The 15,567-nt window shown below is 57.9% G+C and carries 24 protein-coding genes and 1 pseudogene; 6 read left to right on the top strand and 19 right to left on the bottom strand.

The annotated features are described in order from the left end of the window. Nucleotides 1-45: 45 nt before the first annotated feature. Both EAH74_RS32975 and EAH74_RS33305 read right to left on the bottom strand, forming a co-directional pair. Nucleotides 46-258 carry a hypothetical protein gene (locus EAH74_RS32975; RefSeq protein WP_161600325.1) on the bottom strand — a complete coding sequence of 71 codons (213 nt, stop codon included), beginning with the start codon at nt 256-258 and terminating at the stop codon, nt 46-48. After that, complete coding sequence (locus EAH74_RS33305) at nt 185-394, bottom strand: hypothetical protein (protein ID WP_140678341.1); 210 nt, start codon at nt 392-394, stop codon at nt 185-187. The genes EAH74_RS32975 and EAH74_RS33305 overlap by 74 nt, the downstream gene beginning before the upstream one ends. Nucleotides 395-619: 225 nt before the next feature. On the opposite strand from EAH74_RS33305, the gene EAH74_RS11300 reads away from it, so the two are divergent. Further along, a complete protein-coding gene (locus EAH74_RS11300; protein ID WP_140678343.1) occupies nt 620-1,015 on the top strand; it encodes a hypothetical protein in 396 nt (131 codons plus the stop codon). 62 nt (nt 1,016-1,077) lie between these two features. On the opposite strand, the pseudogene EAH74_RS33310 reads toward EAH74_RS11300, so the two are convergent. The 9 genes and pseudogenes from EAH74_RS33310 to EAH74_RS11350 form a co-directional block, all read right to left on the bottom strand. Then, nucleotides 1,078-1,224 (bottom strand): annotated as a pseudogene (locus tag EAH74_RS33310) (NmrA family transcriptional regulator); the annotation flags it as partial. Between the two features lie 79 nt (nt 1,225-1,303). After that, complete coding sequence (locus EAH74_RS11315) at nt 1,304-1,588, bottom strand: hypothetical protein (RefSeq protein ID WP_140678345.1); 285 nt, start codon at nt 1,586-1,588, stop codon at nt 1,304-1,306. Between the two features lie 307 nt (nt 1,589-1,895). Next, nucleotides 1,896-2,126: a hypothetical protein gene (locus tag EAH74_RS11320; protein WP_010460746.1), complete on the bottom strand. Its 231-nt coding sequence runs from the start codon at nt 2,124-2,126 to the stop codon at nt 1,896-1,898. 125 nt (nt 2,127-2,251) lie between these two features. Beyond that, the gene (locus EAH74_RS11325; protein ID WP_123364917.1) at nt 2,252-2,473 is read right to left on the bottom strand and encodes a hypothetical protein; all 222 of its coding nucleotides are present in this window, start codon (nt 2,471-2,473) and stop codon (nt 2,252-2,254) included. Nucleotides 2,474-2,545: 72 nt separating this feature from the next. Further along, the gene (locus EAH74_RS11330) at nt 2,546-3,586 is read right to left on the bottom strand and encodes a DNA topoisomerase IB (protein WP_140678347.1); all 1,041 of its coding nucleotides are present in this window, start codon (nt 3,584-3,586) and stop codon (nt 2,546-2,548) included. 75 nt (nt 3,587-3,661) lie between these two features. Further along, nucleotides 3,662-4,741 (bottom strand): molybdenum ABC transporter ATP-binding protein, encoded by a 1,080-nt coding sequence (modC, locus tag EAH74_RS11335; protein WP_140678349.1) that lies wholly within the window; start codon nt 4,739-4,741, stop codon nt 3,662-3,664. 3 nt (nt 4,742-4,744) lie between these two features. Next, on the bottom strand, nt 4,745-5,425 hold the full coding sequence (gene modB, locus EAH74_RS11340; protein ID WP_140678351.1) for a molybdate ABC transporter permease subunit: 681 nt from the start codon (nt 5,423-5,425) through the stop codon (nt 4,745-4,747). Then, nucleotides 5,426-6,193: a molybdate ABC transporter substrate-binding protein gene (gene modA, locus EAH74_RS11345; protein WP_140678353.1), complete on the bottom strand. Its 768-nt coding sequence runs from the start codon at nt 6,191-6,193 to the stop codon at nt 5,426-5,428. It lies immediately after the preceding gene. A 262-nt stretch (nt 6,194-6,455) separates the two neighbouring features. Next, nucleotides 6,456-7,520 carry an NAD(P)H-dependent flavin oxidoreductase gene (locus EAH74_RS11350; protein WP_140678355.1) on the bottom strand — a complete coding sequence of 355 codons (1,065 nt, stop codon included), beginning with the start codon at nt 7,518-7,520 and terminating at the stop codon, nt 6,456-6,458. A 189-nt stretch (nt 7,521-7,709) separates the two neighbouring features. Here EAH74_RS11350 and EAH74_RS11355 point away from each other — a divergent pair, with 189 nt between their 5' ends. Both EAH74_RS11355 and EAH74_RS11360 read left to right on the top strand, forming a co-directional pair. Then, nucleotides 7,710-8,693, top strand: a complete 984-nt coding sequence (locus tag EAH74_RS11355; protein WP_140678357.1) for an MDR family oxidoreductase — start codon at nt 7,710-7,712, stop codon at nt 8,691-8,693. Nucleotides 8,694-8,745: 52 nt separating this feature from the next. After that, on the top strand, nt 8,746-9,234 hold the full coding sequence (locus tag EAH74_RS11360) for a GyrI-like domain-containing protein (RefSeq protein ID WP_140678358.1): 489 nt from the start codon (nt 8,746-8,748) through the stop codon (nt 9,232-9,234). Here the strand turns inward: EAH74_RS11360 and ada are convergent. The 6 genes from ada to EAH74_RS11385 all read right to left on the bottom strand — a co-directional run bounded on the left by ada (nt 9,198) and on the right by EAH74_RS11385 (nt 12,870). After that, nucleotides 9,198-10,271, bottom strand: coding sequence for a bifunctional DNA-binding transcriptional regulator/O6-methylguanine-DNA methyltransferase Ada (gene ada / locus EAH74_RS11365; RefSeq protein ID WP_140678360.1), 1,074 nt, complete (start codon nt 10,269-10,271; stop codon nt 9,198-9,200). The genes EAH74_RS11360 and ada overlap by 37 nt on opposite strands. A gap of 85 nt (nt 10,272-10,356) precedes the next feature. Beyond that, the gene (gene alkB, locus EAH74_RS11370) at nt 10,357-11,022 is read right to left on the bottom strand and encodes a DNA oxidative demethylase AlkB (protein WP_140678362.1); all 666 of its coding nucleotides are present in this window, start codon (nt 11,020-11,022) and stop codon (nt 10,357-10,359) included. A 4-nt stretch (nt 11,023-11,026) separates the two neighbouring features. Beyond that, nucleotides 11,027-11,731 carry a 2OG-Fe(II) oxygenase gene (locus EAH74_RS11375; protein WP_140678364.1) on the bottom strand — a complete coding sequence of 235 codons (705 nt, stop codon included), beginning with the start codon at nt 11,729-11,731 and terminating at the stop codon, nt 11,027-11,029. Continuing rightward, entirely contained in the window at nt 11,728-12,234 is a 507-nt protein-coding gene (locus EAH74_RS11380; RefSeq protein WP_140678366.1) for a methylated-DNA--[protein]-cysteine S-methyltransferase, read from the bottom strand. Before EAH74_RS11380 ends, EAH74_RS11375 begins: the two co-directional genes overlap by 4 nt. 127 nt (nt 12,235-12,361) lie before the next feature. Then, a complete protein-coding gene (locus tag EAH74_RS32980) occupies nt 12,362-12,538 on the bottom strand; it encodes a hypothetical protein (RefSeq protein ID WP_160171629.1) in 177 nt (58 codons plus the stop codon). A 29-nt stretch (nt 12,539-12,567) separates the two neighbouring features. After that, on the bottom strand, nt 12,568-12,870 hold the full coding sequence (locus EAH74_RS11385; protein ID WP_024164534.1) for a DUF1883 domain-containing protein: 303 nt from the start codon (nt 12,868-12,870) through the stop codon (nt 12,568-12,570). A gap of 212 nt (nt 12,871-13,082) precedes the next feature. Between EAH74_RS11385 and EAH74_RS11390 the strand changes: the two genes are divergently transcribed. Both EAH74_RS11390 and EAH74_RS11395 read left to right on the top strand, forming a co-directional pair. After that, a complete protein-coding gene (locus EAH74_RS11390) occupies nt 13,083-13,439 on the top strand; it encodes a hypothetical protein (RefSeq protein WP_140678368.1) in 357 nt (118 codons plus the stop codon). A 72-nt stretch (nt 13,440-13,511) separates the two neighbouring features. Continuing rightward, nucleotides 13,512-13,742 carry a hypothetical protein gene (locus EAH74_RS11395; protein WP_123364930.1) on the top strand — a complete coding sequence of 77 codons (231 nt, stop codon included), beginning with the start codon at nt 13,512-13,514 and terminating at the stop codon, nt 13,740-13,742. Between the two features lie 11 nt (nt 13,743-13,753). On the opposite strand, the gene EAH74_RS11400 is transcribed toward EAH74_RS11395, so the two are convergent. Both EAH74_RS11400 and EAH74_RS11405 read right to left on the bottom strand, forming a co-directional pair. Beyond that, nucleotides 13,754-14,035, bottom strand: a complete 282-nt coding sequence (locus tag EAH74_RS11400; protein ID WP_123365041.1) for a hypothetical protein — start codon at nt 14,033-14,035, stop codon at nt 13,754-13,756. Nucleotides 14,036-14,174: 139 nt separating this feature from the next. Next, nucleotides 14,175-14,363 (bottom strand): hypothetical protein, encoded by a 189-nt coding sequence (locus EAH74_RS11405; RefSeq protein WP_074876938.1) that lies wholly within the window; start codon nt 14,361-14,363, stop codon nt 14,175-14,177. Nucleotides 14,364-14,621: 258 nt separating this feature from the next. On the opposite strand from EAH74_RS11405, the gene galU reads away from it, so the two are divergent. Beyond that, nucleotides 14,622-15,461, top strand: coding sequence for a UTP--glucose-1-phosphate uridylyltransferase GalU (gene galU / locus EAH74_RS11410; protein ID WP_076030977.1), 840 nt, complete (start codon nt 14,622-14,624; stop codon nt 15,459-15,461). Nucleotides 15,462-15,567 lie beyond the last annotated feature (106 nt).

The raw sequence follows: 15,567 nt of genomic DNA on the forward strand, positions 1-15,567 counted from the left end.
TGCTCGCAGACTGAGGGTACACATAGAGGTAGAAAAATTTTCGACCTAAAAATTTCCCTTTATTTTCAATAACAATAAGAAAGGTTCGATTCCGGCTTCGGCACCATCTAAAATCAAGGGTTTGCGGGCGAAAGCTGATGCAAACCCTTGTTTGTTTCTAGCTTGCTTTTTTACCCCAAGGCAGTTATTGACTCCGCCCGCTAGCCCCTGGATTAGCGCCGCGTCGATCTTCGCCAGACGGGTTGCCAGTATCGACAAGCCTTCTCTCGACCAAGATATTTTGAAGGGCCTGGCGGGCTTCAGCGTCCAGCTGGTGCTCTCTCTCCTTGAGTTCAAGCAAGATTGGGCTGGACCAGGTGCGATAGGTTTGCTCGGTTTTACGAATTGATGTCATCTGTCCCCTCCTTGATGAGTGCCCGCCAACACCGTCGGCGCAATTTGGTTCGATAGAACCCTAGTTGAAGAATCTGTTTACTGCCAAAAAAATGCATGGCAATGGTGCACATCTCGCTGACGCCGCTATTGATCTTATCGTCAAAAGATATATAGATCGGTTTGGGGTTATCCAGTCTTAGATGTTACGTTTTCTGAATATAAAAAATTGTAAGAGGTGGAAGTGATGAGTAAGTTATTGACTGCCATTGCTGTAGCGTTCTTACTCTCTGGATGTTCTTCCGCACCTCAGACTCCAAACGATGCCCATACCCCCGCACCTGCTGGGGCGAAGCAGTTAAGCGGGGATGAAATTCACCAGGTGTTGATTGGTCGTGAGCTCAAAAGCAAAACCGCCAAAGGCGAGCCGTTCTCGGAAACATTGAGTCTTGGCGGAGCAGCGTTAATTAAAATCGCTAATTATCCAGAGGTTAAAGGTAATTGGACTGTGGCGGGTGACGTGATCTGCGTCACCTATAAAGAATATGGAAAGGAATGCAATACCGTGCACAGTGATGGCGCTTCAGTTTGGCTTGTAGACCAAAATACAAAGAAAACTAACAATAAGTTCAGTGTGCATTAGTTAAGTATCATCCAACTAACGCACACCCGTTATCTCAATCGGAAGCGCACGGGGCTTCGGTTTCATCCTTCATTTGCCCAGACGCCCGTAGCAGCCGTGCGCCGAACATAGTCGGAAAAGTCCCGCGCCGGCCGACCCAGCGCACGCTGTACGCCATCGGCAACCGGTGTATTGCGGCCATCAAGCACGGTGGTGAAGAGATACAGCACCCAAACGCATGTCTTTGCTGGAAATCATGGCGCCAGCGGCCGGATCGAGTGACTTCGATTCAGCCGCCGATGCTGTCAGCTAAACGAAAGGCTGACCGGTGAAACCACGAGGCAATCGTTGCCGTCCTTCCATGGCGGTGAGCCGTTCGACCCAGGCCGCACGCCAGTCATTGGCTGTGTGCGTTACTTTGGCTTTGCGTGCGGCGCGGCGTGCAGCGTTGCGCTGATCTTTGCGCGCATCCTTGAACGCGTCGGTGTTTCGGCAGCTTCTGCATTTCACCCGGGTCAGTTCGCTGGTTGAAACGAGCTTGCTGCCTTTGTGACCGCAGGCCAGATGCCCGCCGACTTTGAAGTGAGTAACCATCAGACGTCTCCTTCGTTGCGTGTAATGGTTTGACCTCTAGCGTACGGCGACGTTCGTTGCCTGATTGATGGACAAAAAAAGGCCCGCATGCGGGCGGGCCAGGGGATTCTTCAAAGGAGTCCGGTCAATCTAGAGCCTGAGATGTGAATGCCGTGTGAAATGGATTGCTTAGCCGTAAAAAAGCCCAGCGCCAGGCTGGGTTGGGGGTGTAGCAGGAAGCGCTCAGGCAAGGACGCACCCGGTGACGATAAGGTCGCCGTTCATGCGTCCTGAATCAGGCCGTGTCCTTGAGGATGTCCGGATCGAATCATCTGAACCGCGGCAGGGGCGGGTCGACAGGTTTGAGCGACGACAGCGTATTGCGAATCAGTGGCGCGTCCTTCTCGATGTCGTTCAGCCGATCACGGATTCTGAGGGCCGTCGGGTGCCCGCCTTGATGATCGACCCAGTCGGCGATTTCCTTGCATGCCGCTGCCAGGCGAGCCTGACGGGAGTCGAGCAGGGTGAGCAGGGTGGTGATGGACTCTTTTTCGGACATGGCAAACACCTCCGTTCAAGAAACCTGTAATGGGCAGCAAAAAGCCCGCGGGGAGCGAGCTCTCTGCCGATGGGGTCGCTGTTCCTTCAGCTTTTTCAGTATAGACCCCTAAAAGGCAGGTGACCTTAGCCTTGTCGGGCCGTCACTTGCGACCTGGCATTGAGCTGCCAGCATTCACGCCGGGCGTCTTCTTCACGATCGAAACCGTCACCGATGAAGCCGCGGGTCCGAGTATCGGCGATGCGATACCAGACGGCGGCGTCGGGTGGTGGATGATCGGTTTCTCCGGCCCGGCGACCATGGATGATGATCTTGTTGCATCGTTTCACAACGAAAATGTCTTCCATGGCGTCACCGCAGCTAATTCAGGTTCACAACAACTATAGAAGCCATTTGCAATCGTGCAAAAAATAGACAGGTCAGTTCGTCGCCTCAACCATTGCGACCCTCAGCTCCAAAAACATCGACAGGCCGACTTCCTCTGCCCTGAGCCCTTTGCGCGCTCGTGGCCTGGGCAGCTCAGCCAAAGCACCCAAAAGAAAACCATCGAGCACCGCCGGGTGGATGTAGCACTTTCGGCAGACTGCCGGGGTGTTGCCCAGTTGTTTGGCAACGTTCTTGACCATCTCCACCACATGCCGCTTGGCATCCGACTCAGGCTCCCACTGCAGTTCACGCAAAACGGCCAACGCCAAGGCGCTGCCGGCCCAGGTTCGGTAATCCTTGGCAGTGAAGTCGGCACCTGTGAGGGTTTGCAGGTAGGCGTTGACGTCGGAGGAACTGATGGTGTGCCGCTCACCGTTTTCATCCAGGTACTGAAACAGGTTTTGCCCGGGAATTTCCAGGCAACGTTTGATGATCCGCGCCAGGCGTCGGTCTTTCACGGTGATCTGGTGCTCGATACCGCTCTTGCCGCGGAACTGGAACAGGATCGCATTGCCGTTGACCTCGACGTGACGGTTGCGCAGGGTGGTCAAGCCGTAGGACCGGTTGTCCCGAGCGTACTGGGTGTTGCCGACCCGGATCAGCGTCGCATCGAGCAAGGTGATGACCGTGGCCATGACCTTGTCGCGGCTGAAGCCGGGAGCCGCCAACAGAGTTTCAAGCTGTTTACGCAATTTCGGCAGGGCCAGGCCGAAGTCCCGCAGGCGCGAGTATTTGTCGGCATCGCGCACTTCTCGCCAGCGTGGGTGATAACGGTATTGCTTTCGACCTCGGGCATCACGACCGGTAGCTTGCAGATGGCCGCGCGGGTCTGCGCAGATCCACACATCGGTGTAGGCCGGGGGTACGGCGAGGGCATTGATGCGTTTGATCTCGTCTTGATCGGTAATGCGCTGACCCGCAGGGTCGTAATAGCAGAACTTGCCGCGCAGTTTCTTGCGGGTGATGCCGGGCTGGGTGTCATCGACGTAATGCAGGTCGGATGGCAGCACATTGGACAGCGCGATATCGGGCATGGCGGTAGTCCTTGGCAATGGATCAGGGGCCGTTACAGCCATTGACCGCACGCCGTTGCAGTCGTGCCAGCGGATTTACGCCAGCACCGCGACCGCCTTGATCTGTGCCCAGAGTTGCTGGCCGGGGTGCACGCCCAATTGGTCCCGGGAGTAGCGGGTGATCCGCGCCAGCAGGGGGGTGCCGCCAGCGTCCAGACGGACCAGCACGTGGGCGACGTTGTCGGCGCCCATTTCACTGATCACGGTGACCGGCAGGCGATTGAGGATGCTGCTTTGCTCGACACTTTGCAGGCTCAGGCTGACATCCCGCGCCTGAACCTTGCAGCGCAGCGCCTGACCCAGTGTCATCGGCGAGTGAGCCACGCGAATGTTCAGGGTCGTGTTCGGTAGTTGCAGGGTCAGCAACTGATAGTCGGGGTCATAGGCACTGACGTGCCCCTCGATTACCACGCCGGCGTCGTCGCCGAGCGCCAGGGGCAGGTCGAGACGGGCTAGGGTTTCGCCGATAGGGCCGCTGGCCAGCGCCTTGCCGTTACTGAGCAAGACGAGGTGGTCGGCCAGCCGCGCGACTTCATCCTGCGAGTGGCTGACGTACAGCACCGGGATGTCCAGTTCATCGTGCAGTCGCTGCAGGTACGGCAGGATTTCGTTTTTGCGCTGGCTATCCAATGCTGCCAGCGGCTCATCCATCAGCAACAGTTTCGGGCTGGTGAGCAGGGCGCGGGCGATGCCGACCCGCTGCCGTTCACCGCCCGAAAGGTGCTGCGGATGGCGATCCAGCAAATGGCCGATCCCGAGCAGTTCAGTCGCGTGAGCCATGTCGACCCGTCGCTGTTGGCGAGGAATGCGCTTGAGGCCGAACTCCAGATTGGCCAGCACCGACAGATGGGGAAACAGGCTGGCTTCCTGGAAGACGTAACCCAGCGCACGCTTGTGTGGTGGCACGAAAATCTTCTTGTCACTGTCCTGCCAGACTTCATCGTTGACCTGGATGAAGCCCTGCTCGGCCTTCTCCAGGCCAGCAATGCAGCGCAGGCAGGTGGTCTTGCCCGAACCGGAATGACCGTAAAGCGCAGTGACGCCGCGGCCGGGCAATTGCAGATCCACCTCCAGGGCGAACCCTGAATACTTCAGTTTCAGACGCGTATGAATCATCGATCAGCTCCAGCCCGCTTTGGTTTTACGGCTGGAGTAGAGCGCCAGCAACACAATAAAGGAGAACACCAGCATCGCACCGGCCAGCCAATGGGCCTGGGCGTATTCCATGGCTTCGACGTGATCGTAGATCTGCACCGAGACCACGCGGGTTTTATCGGGAATGTTGCCGCCGATCATCAGCACCACGCCGAACTCACCGACGGTGTGGGCAAAACCGAGAATGGCCGCGGTGATGAAACCGGGGCGGGCCAGCGGCAGGATCACGCTGAAAAACGTATCCCAGGGATTGGCGCGTAAGGTCGCGGCCACCTCCAAGGGACGAGAGCCGATGGCAGAAAAAGCATTTTGCAGTGGCTGGACCACGAACGGCATCGAGTAGAGCACCGAGCCGATCACTAGCCCTGCAAAACTGAAGGTGAGGGTGCCGAGCCCCAGTGATTGGGTGAAGTGGCCGATAAACCCGTTAGGGCCGAGCGCCAGCAACAGATAAAAGCCAATCACCGTCGGCGGCAGCACCAGGGGCAGGGCGACGATCGCCCCGACCGGGCCGCGCAACCACGAGCGGGTGCGCGATAGCCATAACGCAATCGGAGTGCCGATGACCAGCAGGATAACTGTCGTCAGGGACGCCAGTTTCAGGGTCAGCCAGATGGCGGAAAAGTCGGCATTTGATAGCGTCATTTAGAGTTGGTAACCGTAGGATTTGATGACAGCGGCGGCTTTCGGACCTTTGAGGTAGTCAACCAGCGCCTTGGCAGCCGGGTTGTCCTTGCCTTTGTTGAGGATCACCGCGTCTTGTTTGATCGGCTCGTGCATGCTGGCCGGAACGATCCAGGCCGAACCGCTGGTGACTTTGCCGTCTTTGTAGATCTGCGACAAGGCCACAAAACCGAGTTCGGCGTTGCCGGTGGAGACGAATTGATAGGCCTGGGTGATGTTCTGGCCTTCAACGATCTTGGCTTTGACCTTGTCGGTCAGGTCCAGCTTGGCCAGCACCTGAGTAGCGGCCAGACCGTAAGGCGCGGCTTTCGGGTTGGCGATGGACAAATGCTGATACTGGTTGTCGCTCAGCACTTTGCCTTTGGCATCGACATAACCTTCCTTGGCCGACCACAGCGCCAGGGTGCCGATGGCGTAGGTGAAGCGCGAGCCCTTGACCGTGTCGCCTTCGGTTTCGAGTTTTTGTGGGGTGGTGTCGTCCGCCGAGAGGAACACTTCGAACGGCGCGCCATTTTTGATCTGGGTGTAGAACTGGCCGGTTGCACCAAAGGAAGTGACCAGTTTATGCCCGGTGTCTTTTTCGAAATCAGCGGCGATCGCCTGAATGGGTGCAGTGAAGTTGGCGGCGACGGCAACCTGGACTTCGTCCGCCTGGGCGGACCCGAAAGCGAACACTGCGAGCAGGGTTGCCAGGCAGGTGGGGGCAAAACGTGAGGCACGAATGGTCATGAAACGGCTCCGTGGCAGGCAAGTGCAGAGAGGGGGGGAACGCTATATAGCGGAATATATAGCGAAATGCCTGCAAACGGAATGTGCGGAATGCGCGTTATTGAGACCACGCATGACCCTGTAGCAGCTGCCGAAGGCTGCGTTCGGACGCGAAGCGGTCGTGAAACCAGACACTGCGGTCTTTCAGGTTAATCGTGGCAGCTGAATTTGCGACCGCTTCGCGGCCGAACGCAGCCTTCGGCAGCTGCTACAGGGCCGTGTTTTAGCGACGAATCAACTTGGCCAATCCTTCCTCAGCCAGCTTCCGGGTCAACTCCGCCGTGGTCATTTCAACGCCCAGCGTGAATGCCTGACCCGCCCAGAGATTGCTGAAATCCGCTTCTCCCTTGGCCCGCAACGGCATCAGCGCACCACCTGCCAGCGGGAAGGCTGGTGCTTTGGCGCTCATGGGCCCGAGTTCGCGCATCACCCGATTGAGAATGCCGCGCGCCGGACGTCCGGTGAAAATGTTAGTGACGGCAGTCTCACTTTCCTTGGCCGTGCGCAACGCCTTGTGATGAGACGCACTGACCTTGGCCTCTGGCGTGAACAAGTACGCCGTGCCCACTTGCACCGCCGAAGCCCCCAACAGGAACGCTGCCGCGACGCCTCGTGCATCGGCAATCCCGCCGGCAGCAATCACCGGCACCTTCACCGCATCGACGATCTGGGGCACCAGCGCAAAGATCCCCACCTGGCTGCTCAGATCATCACTGAGAAACATGCCCCGATGGCCACCGGCTTCATACCCCATGGCAATGATTGCGTCACAACCGTGCTGCTCGAGCCAAATGGCCTCATCGACCGTGGTGGCCGAGGAGAGCACTTTGGCTCCAGTGGCTTTCACGCGGTCCAGCAGGGACTTTTCCGGTAGACCGAAGTGGAAACTCACGACTTCGGGGCGAAACTCTTCGATCACTTCGCAGGCCGCGTTATCGAACGGTGCTCGATTGGACACCGGCGTCGGCGCGTCGAAGTCCACGCCAAGTTCCCGGTAGTAGGGTTCCAGCAGATTCTTCCAGTCTCGAGCGCGTTGTTCATCCGCGGCGGGAGTCTGATGGCAGAAGTAGTTGACGTTGATCGGGCGCTGAGTGTGCTGACGAATCGTTTTCAGCTCCTCGCGCAACTGATCGATGCTCAACATGGCGGCGGGCATGGAGCCCAGGCCGCCGGCGTTACTGGCTGCGATAACCATGGCTGAACCGGTCGCACCGGCCATGGGAGCCTGGATAATCGGCAGCTCAATGCCCAGCAGGTCAAGAATGCGGGTGTCTGGCCATTTGCTCATTTGAAGGGTTCTCCGACGTCATAACAGGGCAGGGACGGTAGGACCGTTTTTGTATCAGCAATAACTGATACAAGGCCAGTCGAGTTTTCCTGTCGTGTGCCATTCTTGGCTTAAAGTCGAGTACGGTGAAATATTGCTACGTGTTATTTCAATTGCACCACAACTGAGTGATTCCAATAGGAGACAGCAATGTTCCAAGGCATTTTGATCGACAAAGACGACAGCGGTTACCGGGCCACACTGCAAGAGATCAATGACGATCAACTGCCCGAGGGCGATGTGACGGTGCGTGTGGCGTACAGCACGCTGAACTTCAAGGATGGCCTCGCGATCACCGGCAGCAGCCCGGTGGTGCGAAAATTCCCGATGGTGCCGGGTATTGATCTGGCAGGCACTGTCGAAGTCAGTGGGCATCCGGACTACAAGGTCGGTGATCAGGTCGTACTCAATGGCTGGGGTGTTGGCGAAGGACATTGGGGCGGACTGGCGCAGAAGGCTCGCTTGAATGGCGACTGGTTGATTCCGCTACCCAAGGAGTTCACTGCGGCGCAAGCGATGGCCATCGGCACGGCGGGTTACACGGCGATGCTGAGCATCCTGGCGCTGGAACATAATGGCGTGACACCCGATCAGGGCGACGTATTGGTCACCGGCGCCAATGGCGGTGTAGGCAGTTTCGCCATCGCACTGCTGAACAAGCTCGGCTATCGGGTGGTCGCGTCCACCGGCCGAACCTCCGAGCACGATTACCTCAAGCAACTGGGCGCCAGCGAAATCATCGACCGCGCCACGCTGTCCGAGCCGGGCAAACCCTTGGCCAAGGAGCGTTGGGCGGCGGTCATCGACTCGGTCGGCAGTCACACCCTGGCCAACGCCTGTGCCAGCACCAAGGCCAATGGCACTGTCGCCGCGTGTGGCCTGGCGCAAGGCATGGACTTCCCGGCTTCAGTCGCACCGTTCATTTTGCGCGGCGTGACCCTGGCCGGGATCAACAGCGTGACTCAGCCCAAAGCCAGGCGGATACTGGCCTGGAATCGTCTGGCGAAGGATCTGGATTTCGCTCTACTGCCGCTGATCAGCCATGAAATCGGTTTGAGTGAAACGATCGAGGCCGCACCGCGTTTGCTCGCTGGTCAATTGCGTGGGCGGGTGGTGGTCGACGTCAATCGTTGACTGTTTCACCCTCAATCAAACAGACAAATTACAGAGACAAGGACTATCGACCATGGATGTAAAGCAGCGTGAAGTGCGGCCCTTTAGCGTCTCGGGGCTGCGAGTGCGCACCTGCAATGCCGCAGAGCAGCAACCAGACACTGCGCGCATCGGCCCGATGTGGGAACAATTTTTCGTTGAGGACATCTTCGACAAGATCCCCCACAAACAGCCGGATTCCTTCATGTACGGCGTCTATTCCAACTACGAGTCCGACGCTTCGGGCCACTTCGATGTGACCGCGGGGGTGGCGGTCACCGCGCCCTCCGAGGACTTTCCGCAGGTTCAGGTGGAAGGAGGCGATTATCTGGTGTTCAGCGCCAAAGGGGCGATGCCGGACAGCGTCATTCAGACGTGGGGCCTGATCTGGGCCTATTTCAAGGACAACCCGCAGGTTTGCCGCACGTTCGCCACAGACTTCGAGGTCTATACCAGCCCGGATTCAGTGTCGGTCTATATCGGCATTCAGGACTCAGACGGGTTTTCGCGCTCAAGCAACTGACGCTTGCGCTCCACACCCCAGCGGTAGCCCGACAGGTTGCCGTCGCTGCGCACCACGCGGTGGCACGGAATCGCCACCGCCAGGTTGTTCGCGCCGCAGGCTTGAGCCACGGCGCGCATCGCTTTTGGCGCGCCGATTCGTTGAGCGATATCGGCGTAGCTGGCAGTGCAGCCAGCGGGAATCTCCCGCAGGGCTTGCCAGACCCGTTCTTGAAAAGCGGTGCCACGCACATCCAGTGGCAAGTCCAGGCCCAGGGCCGGCGCTTCGATAAAACCAACCACCTTGGCGATCAGTTGCTCGAACTCTTGGTCGGCGCCAATCAGATTCGCACGTCGAAACTTGTCCTGCAGATCGCAGACCAATTGGTGCGGATCATCGCCCAGCAAGATCGCGCAAACACCTCGTTCACTCTGCGCCACTAGAATCGCCCCGAGGGAACACTGGCCGACAGCAAAACGAATGTCGTTGTTCTGACCGGCGGCGCGGTAATCACCGGGTTTCATGCCCAATAGTTGATCGGCGGATTCATAGAAACGGCTGTTGGAGTTGAAGCCGGCGTCATACAGCGCGTCGGTCACTGAGCCCCCGTCCGCGAGACGCTCACGGACCCTGCGTGAACGATGGGCCGCGGCGTACCCCTTGGGCGTCAGACCGGTAACCGCTTTGAACACACGATGGAAGTGAAAGCTACTGAGGCCCGCAGCAACAGCCAGTTCGCTCAGGACAGGCAGATTCTCCGCGGTTTCGATCTGGCGGCAAGCGGCCGCCACAGTCGCAGCATGTTGCGCGGCGATGTCGCTTTGATCCTTCGCGGCGCGTTTGCTTGGGCGATAACCCGCCGCCTGGGCCTGCTCGGCCGTGTCGAAGAACTCGACGTTCTGCGGTTTCGGCAAACGCGCCAGGCTGCTGGGGCGGCAGTAAATGCCGGTGGTTTTCACCGCATACACAAACTGTCCGTCTGCCCGGGGATCACGCGCGACGACGGCGGCCCAGCGCGGATCGTTCTCGGTGGCAATCTTTGTCGAATGGCTTGTCATGGCTTCATGTCCTGACCTGTTTCATGCAGATTAACCAGCCGACGGGGTCGCTGCACCCCGGGTCTTGCGGTCGAATTCGAAGGCTTCATCCCGCGGTACGAAAGGTGAAGTTGATCCGTTGTTCGCCCAGTCGCGGGTGTTGGCCGTCCTTGATCGGCAAGACCCCGTGATAACGCAAACGATCCACGCCACCCCACACCACGATGTCTCCATGCAACAGCGGCACTCGTTGGCTTTTATCGCTGCGTTCGAAGCCGCCGAACAGGAACATCGCCGGCAATCCCAGGGACACTGAAACAATGGGCGCTGCGTAGGAAACTTCGTCTTTGTCCTGGTGCAACGACATCTTGGCCCCGGGAACGTAACGGTTAATCAAGCAGGAATCAGGCACGAAATCCGCAAACCCCGCTTCCCGCGCCGCCGCTTGTGCCAGTTCGAAAAACACCTCGGGCATTTTCGGCCAGGGTTTTCCGGTCAGCGGATCATCGCGGGTATAACGATAACCGCTGCGGTCGGTGGTCCAGCCCAGCGCGCCGCAACTGCTCAAGGCGACCGACATGGTAAAGCCCCCGGGCGTGATCATCTGACGAAACGGTGCCGCCGCCAGAACTGCGTCCAGTGCGGGCAGCAACTGATCCAGCCAGGGAAGGGCAAAGCCTCTGAGGACGCAGGACTGTTCGCCGATACGATCTAGCCTGGGTTGCTGCTCGGGTTCCGCGTCGGCAAACAAGTCGAAGGTGATCGGGTTCATGGGGTCATAACGCGTCGTGAAAGATGATTCCAAGGGTATGCCGTTTTCCGCTGTGCAGGCGACTCACGCCGTGGCGCAGGGTGACCCGGTAATAGCCACGAACGCCTTTGACCGGTCGTTGGTTGACGGCAAAGATCAGTGCGTCACCTTTCTTCAGGCCGATGACCTGAGGGCGCGACTGCATCCGTGGGCGCTGCTCCGTCAGCATGAACTCGCCGCCGGTGAAGTCTTCGCCCGGCTCTGACAGAAGAATCGCCACTTGCAGCGGGAAGACGTGTTCGCCGTACAGGTCCTGATGCAAGCAGTTGTAGTCCTGCGGTCCATATTGCAGCAACAGCGGCGTCGGGCGTTCCTGACCGGCGGCATGGCAGCGGTCGAGGAACGCTTCATGGGTTTCCGGGAAACGGGTCGGCAGGTCCATATGCTCGTACCAGCGATTGGCAATGGGCACCAATCGAGGATAGAGCGCACTGCGCAAACGGGCGACGACATCTGGCAACGGGTATTTGAAGTACTTGTACTCGCCACGGCCAAAGCCGTGACGGGCCATGATTACTTGCGAGCGAAACGGTTCGGCACTGGCATACAGAGCGCTGACTTCATCGCACGTGGCGTGGCTTAAAAGCGACCTGATAATTGCGCAGCCATCCTGATCGAGTTGCTGTGCCAGCGCTTCCCAGTCCAGTCCATCAAGAGAACGCTCGCTCATCGCTGCGCCTCACGATCCAGCAGTTGCCGTTTGCGCTCCAGCCCCCAACGGTAGCCGCCGAGGCTGCCATCCTGACGCAGCACTCGATGGCACGGCACGATCACCGCCAGCGGGTTCGCTCCGCAGGCATTGGCCACCGCCCGAAAAGCCGTGGGTTGCCCCAGTTGTCGAGCGATGTCCAGATAGCTGGCGGTTTCACCCAGCGGTATTTGCCGCAGGGCATTCCAGACTCGCCGTTGAAACACGCTGCCCGTCAGATCCAGCGGTAAATCCAGGGTGCTGCGCGGGTCTTCGAGGTGGCGCAGGGTTTGCTCCAGCGCAGGCATCAAGCCTTCATCGCGCTGCGGTGCTTGTTGGCCGGGGAAGCGTCGCGAAAGATCTCGCTCCAGCGTTGCCAGATCATCACCGATCAGCAGCGCACACAAACCCTCGGCGCTGAACGCCAGCAGCAAGACGCCAAGACTGGAAGGGCTACTGATGAAGCGAATCGAGGAAGTAGGCATGTTCTGACTCCTTAACCAAAGGTTGAGGTGGCCAGTCTAGGGAGGGGCGACTTGGTTAACACTCCGGCGCTTGCGGTTGAATTCCAGAGGGCAGGAGCAGACGTCCATGTTGTCGCTCCGGATCCCGTTACAGCGCTTTGCTGACGCTTATGTCGCTGATGACGTCTTCGCTCGAACCATGAAGCGCATCCAGCGCGGCCTTGGCTTCTTCTTCGGTGCCTTTTTCAAGCTGGGCAAATTCGAAGCGACGCTCACCATTGAGTTTGTATTTGATGACGTACTTGGTCGTTTGGGCCACGGTCATACCTGCTTGTCTTCGTGTTTGGGTGTCACTCAGCTCAGTTTCGTGCTGGAGCGGCGGATGATCTTGATGGTGTGAGTCAGGGTCGGTTTGCGAGTTACGCTGATCGGCCGGCGGTTGACCGTGTCGATGGTGATGTTCCAGAAACCGGTGCTCGGTGCAGTAATCCGGGCAGGGAAAGTGTCAAATGCTCCGCCATGGTAAGTGTGGCGGCCGCCATTCTTGAAGCTGCGGAAATTGGCGTCGTTCATCAAGCGGATATTGCATGTTTGGGAGCATTGAATGACGACGATGTCGTCTTCGTTGAGGTGCTCGCGCTGGTGGATAAATTTCATGAGGCGCCTCCAGAAGGGCTTTTTCTACAAAATCAAAACGATAGCATGTGCGATTGGCGCAGTTTATCAGCCCGAACGGGTTATTATCCGGTCGTCGAGGTCTGCTTTGACAATTAAAAACTGTTATACGGAATTTTATGAGCGATAAACGCAGCGAGCCTCGGAGAAAAACAGCATTTGTACTGTCGGAGTCTCTTTATCGGAGGTGTTGTATGAAGTGGGGTGTGCTGTTCCTGCCTATGGCGATAGCGATGAGTGGTTGTGCGAGTGTCTCGGAGATCAATGAGACGCTACCGACCATGAGCGTGATTTCAGGCAAGAAGCCTCAGGAGTACGCGCAATGCCTCACCGAGAAGCTGGCCAGCAGCCGGGGAGCCCTGCAAGTCGAGCCGCACAAGGACGGTATGCGAGTCATCGTGCCGCAGAAGTTCTCCTCGGGGCCGGCCGCGGTATTTGATATCGAAGACCGCTCCACTGGCAGCAGCATCAAGTTGCATGAGCGTATCTCCAATGTGCCGTTGCGCCCCATGGATGTACGCAATGCCGCTACGGCGTGCATTTCCGGCTGATAGACTGTCGCCCGTCAGCACCGATGCCGCCAAAGCAGCGCTTTGGCGGCATTGTCATTTCTGGAGTCGAGCATGAAGCGAGAGCAGGTACGGGAGCGCCATGCAGAGGGTCACATCTCTGCCACCCACGTGATTCAGAATCCGGCGAATCCGGGAGAATGGATCGTGTTTTTCAAGAAAAGCGCTGGGCGCAGTTATTTTCTGGTGGATGAAAACGATGAAGTCGAATCTTTCAGTAGCCTCGATGATTTGATCGAGACGGTGCGCGGCCTCGGGATCAAGTTCGCCGAAATTCACATGTAGGGCAGGGCGCCTTACTTGCAGACCACCACGACATTGCGGTTCTTGTAGTTGCCGACGTCGACACCCAGGGTCTTGTCGCTTTCCTTGGTCGAAGGTGTACCGTCGGTACCGACGATCCGATAGCCGGTGCCGGCGCAAGAGGCATCGGCTTTTTCGTAGCAGGTGGCCCAGGAATTAGCTTCCCCGGAGCAGTCTATGGCCAGGCCTTGCTCGCCGTTGTTCAGGTAGGTCGTTTCGGAAGTGGCGCAGCCGCTCAGGGCCAGTGCCGCGATCAGTGGCAAAAATTTATTCATGTCGATGTCGTCGTCAGGATGAAGGGGCTGAGCCTGTGACAGCGCTGGCATCAAAAGGTTATAGCGAATGGCCACTTCGTGGCAGGAAATCACAAAAAAGCCCTGCGCGAGGCAGGGCTTGGGGCAAGTCGGGTGCTTCTCAGGACTTGTCCTTGCCGCGACGCTTCGGGGCTGGGTGTTCGAGCTCCAAAACAGATGCCACTTCAATCGCCGACGCTTCGGTAGGGAAAGGCCCAGCGATATTTTCGCCACCTGCACTGTCTACCCACCACTGGCCGTCTTTCGCCTGATTGATCAGGAACCCGTTGACACTTTTTGCTTCCGACATCTATCTGCCTCGTTGGCTGGTTCAATCGCGCAATGATAGCGCCAAATGCACCCAACGGGTGCTGATGGTGTAGGATTCGTGGTCGTGCAGATCTGATGGTCTGTGCTATCTATAAAGGCTGCGGAGCTATCTCGGGAACTATCCGCGAAAATATTTCTCTATGATGGCATCGGTTAGCCAGCGCGGGGCATTGTAAGGTGCACACCGCCTGATTAGACTGCGCCGAAACTCGTACACACAGCCCTATCAAGGACTTATATGATCAAGAAATGCTTGTTCCCAGCAGCCGGTTACGGTACTCGCTTCCTGCCAGCGACTAAAGCCATGCCCAAAGAAATGCTGCCGGTGGTAAACAAGCCACTGATCCAGTACGGCGTCGAAGAAGCACTGGACGCTGGGTTGACCGAAATCTCCATCGTGACCGGTCGCGGCAAACGCGCTCTGGAAGACCACTTCGACATCAGCTACGAGCTGGAAAACCAGATCAAAGGCACCGACAAGGAAAAATACCTGGTCGGTATCCGCAAACTGTTGGACGAGTGCTCGTTCTCCTACACTCGTCAGACCGAAATGAAAGGCTTGGGCCATGCGATCCTGACTGGCCGCCCACTGATCGGTGACGAACCGTTCGCGGTAGTGCTGGCGGACGACTTGTGCGTCAACCTTGAAGGCGACGGCGTCCTGACCCAGATGGTCAAGCTGTACGAGCAGTATCGCTGCACCATCGTTGCGATCCAGGAAGTGGATCCGATGGAAACCAACAAGTACGGCGTGATCGCCGGCGAGCTGATCGCTGATGATTTGTACCGCGTTCGCAACATGGTCGAAAAACCAGCCCCGGAAGACGCACCGTCGAACCTGGCGATCATCGGTCGTTACATCCTGACGCCGGATATTTTCGAGCTGATCAAACAAACCGAGCCAGGCAAAGGCGGCGAGATTCAAATCACCGACGCCCTGATGAAGCAGGCGAAAAACGGTTGCGTGATTGCCTACAAGTTCAAGGGCCAGCGTTTTGACTGCGGTGGCGCTGAAGGCTACATCGAGGCCACCAACTTCTGCTTCGAGAACTTCTACAAGACTGGCAAGGCCTACTGATAGCGCCTGACCCACTTGTATAGAAAAGCCACCTTCGGGTGGCTTTTTCATTTTCCGTCCCCATATCGATTGCAGCGCTTGCCCAACGGATGTCTGCGGGTATGCT

This window comes from Pseudomonas mandelii (assembly GCF_006438925.1).
Classification (GTDB): Bacteria; Pseudomonadota; Gammaproteobacteria; order Pseudomonadales; family Pseudomonadaceae; genus Aquipseudomonas; species Aquipseudomonas mandelii_C.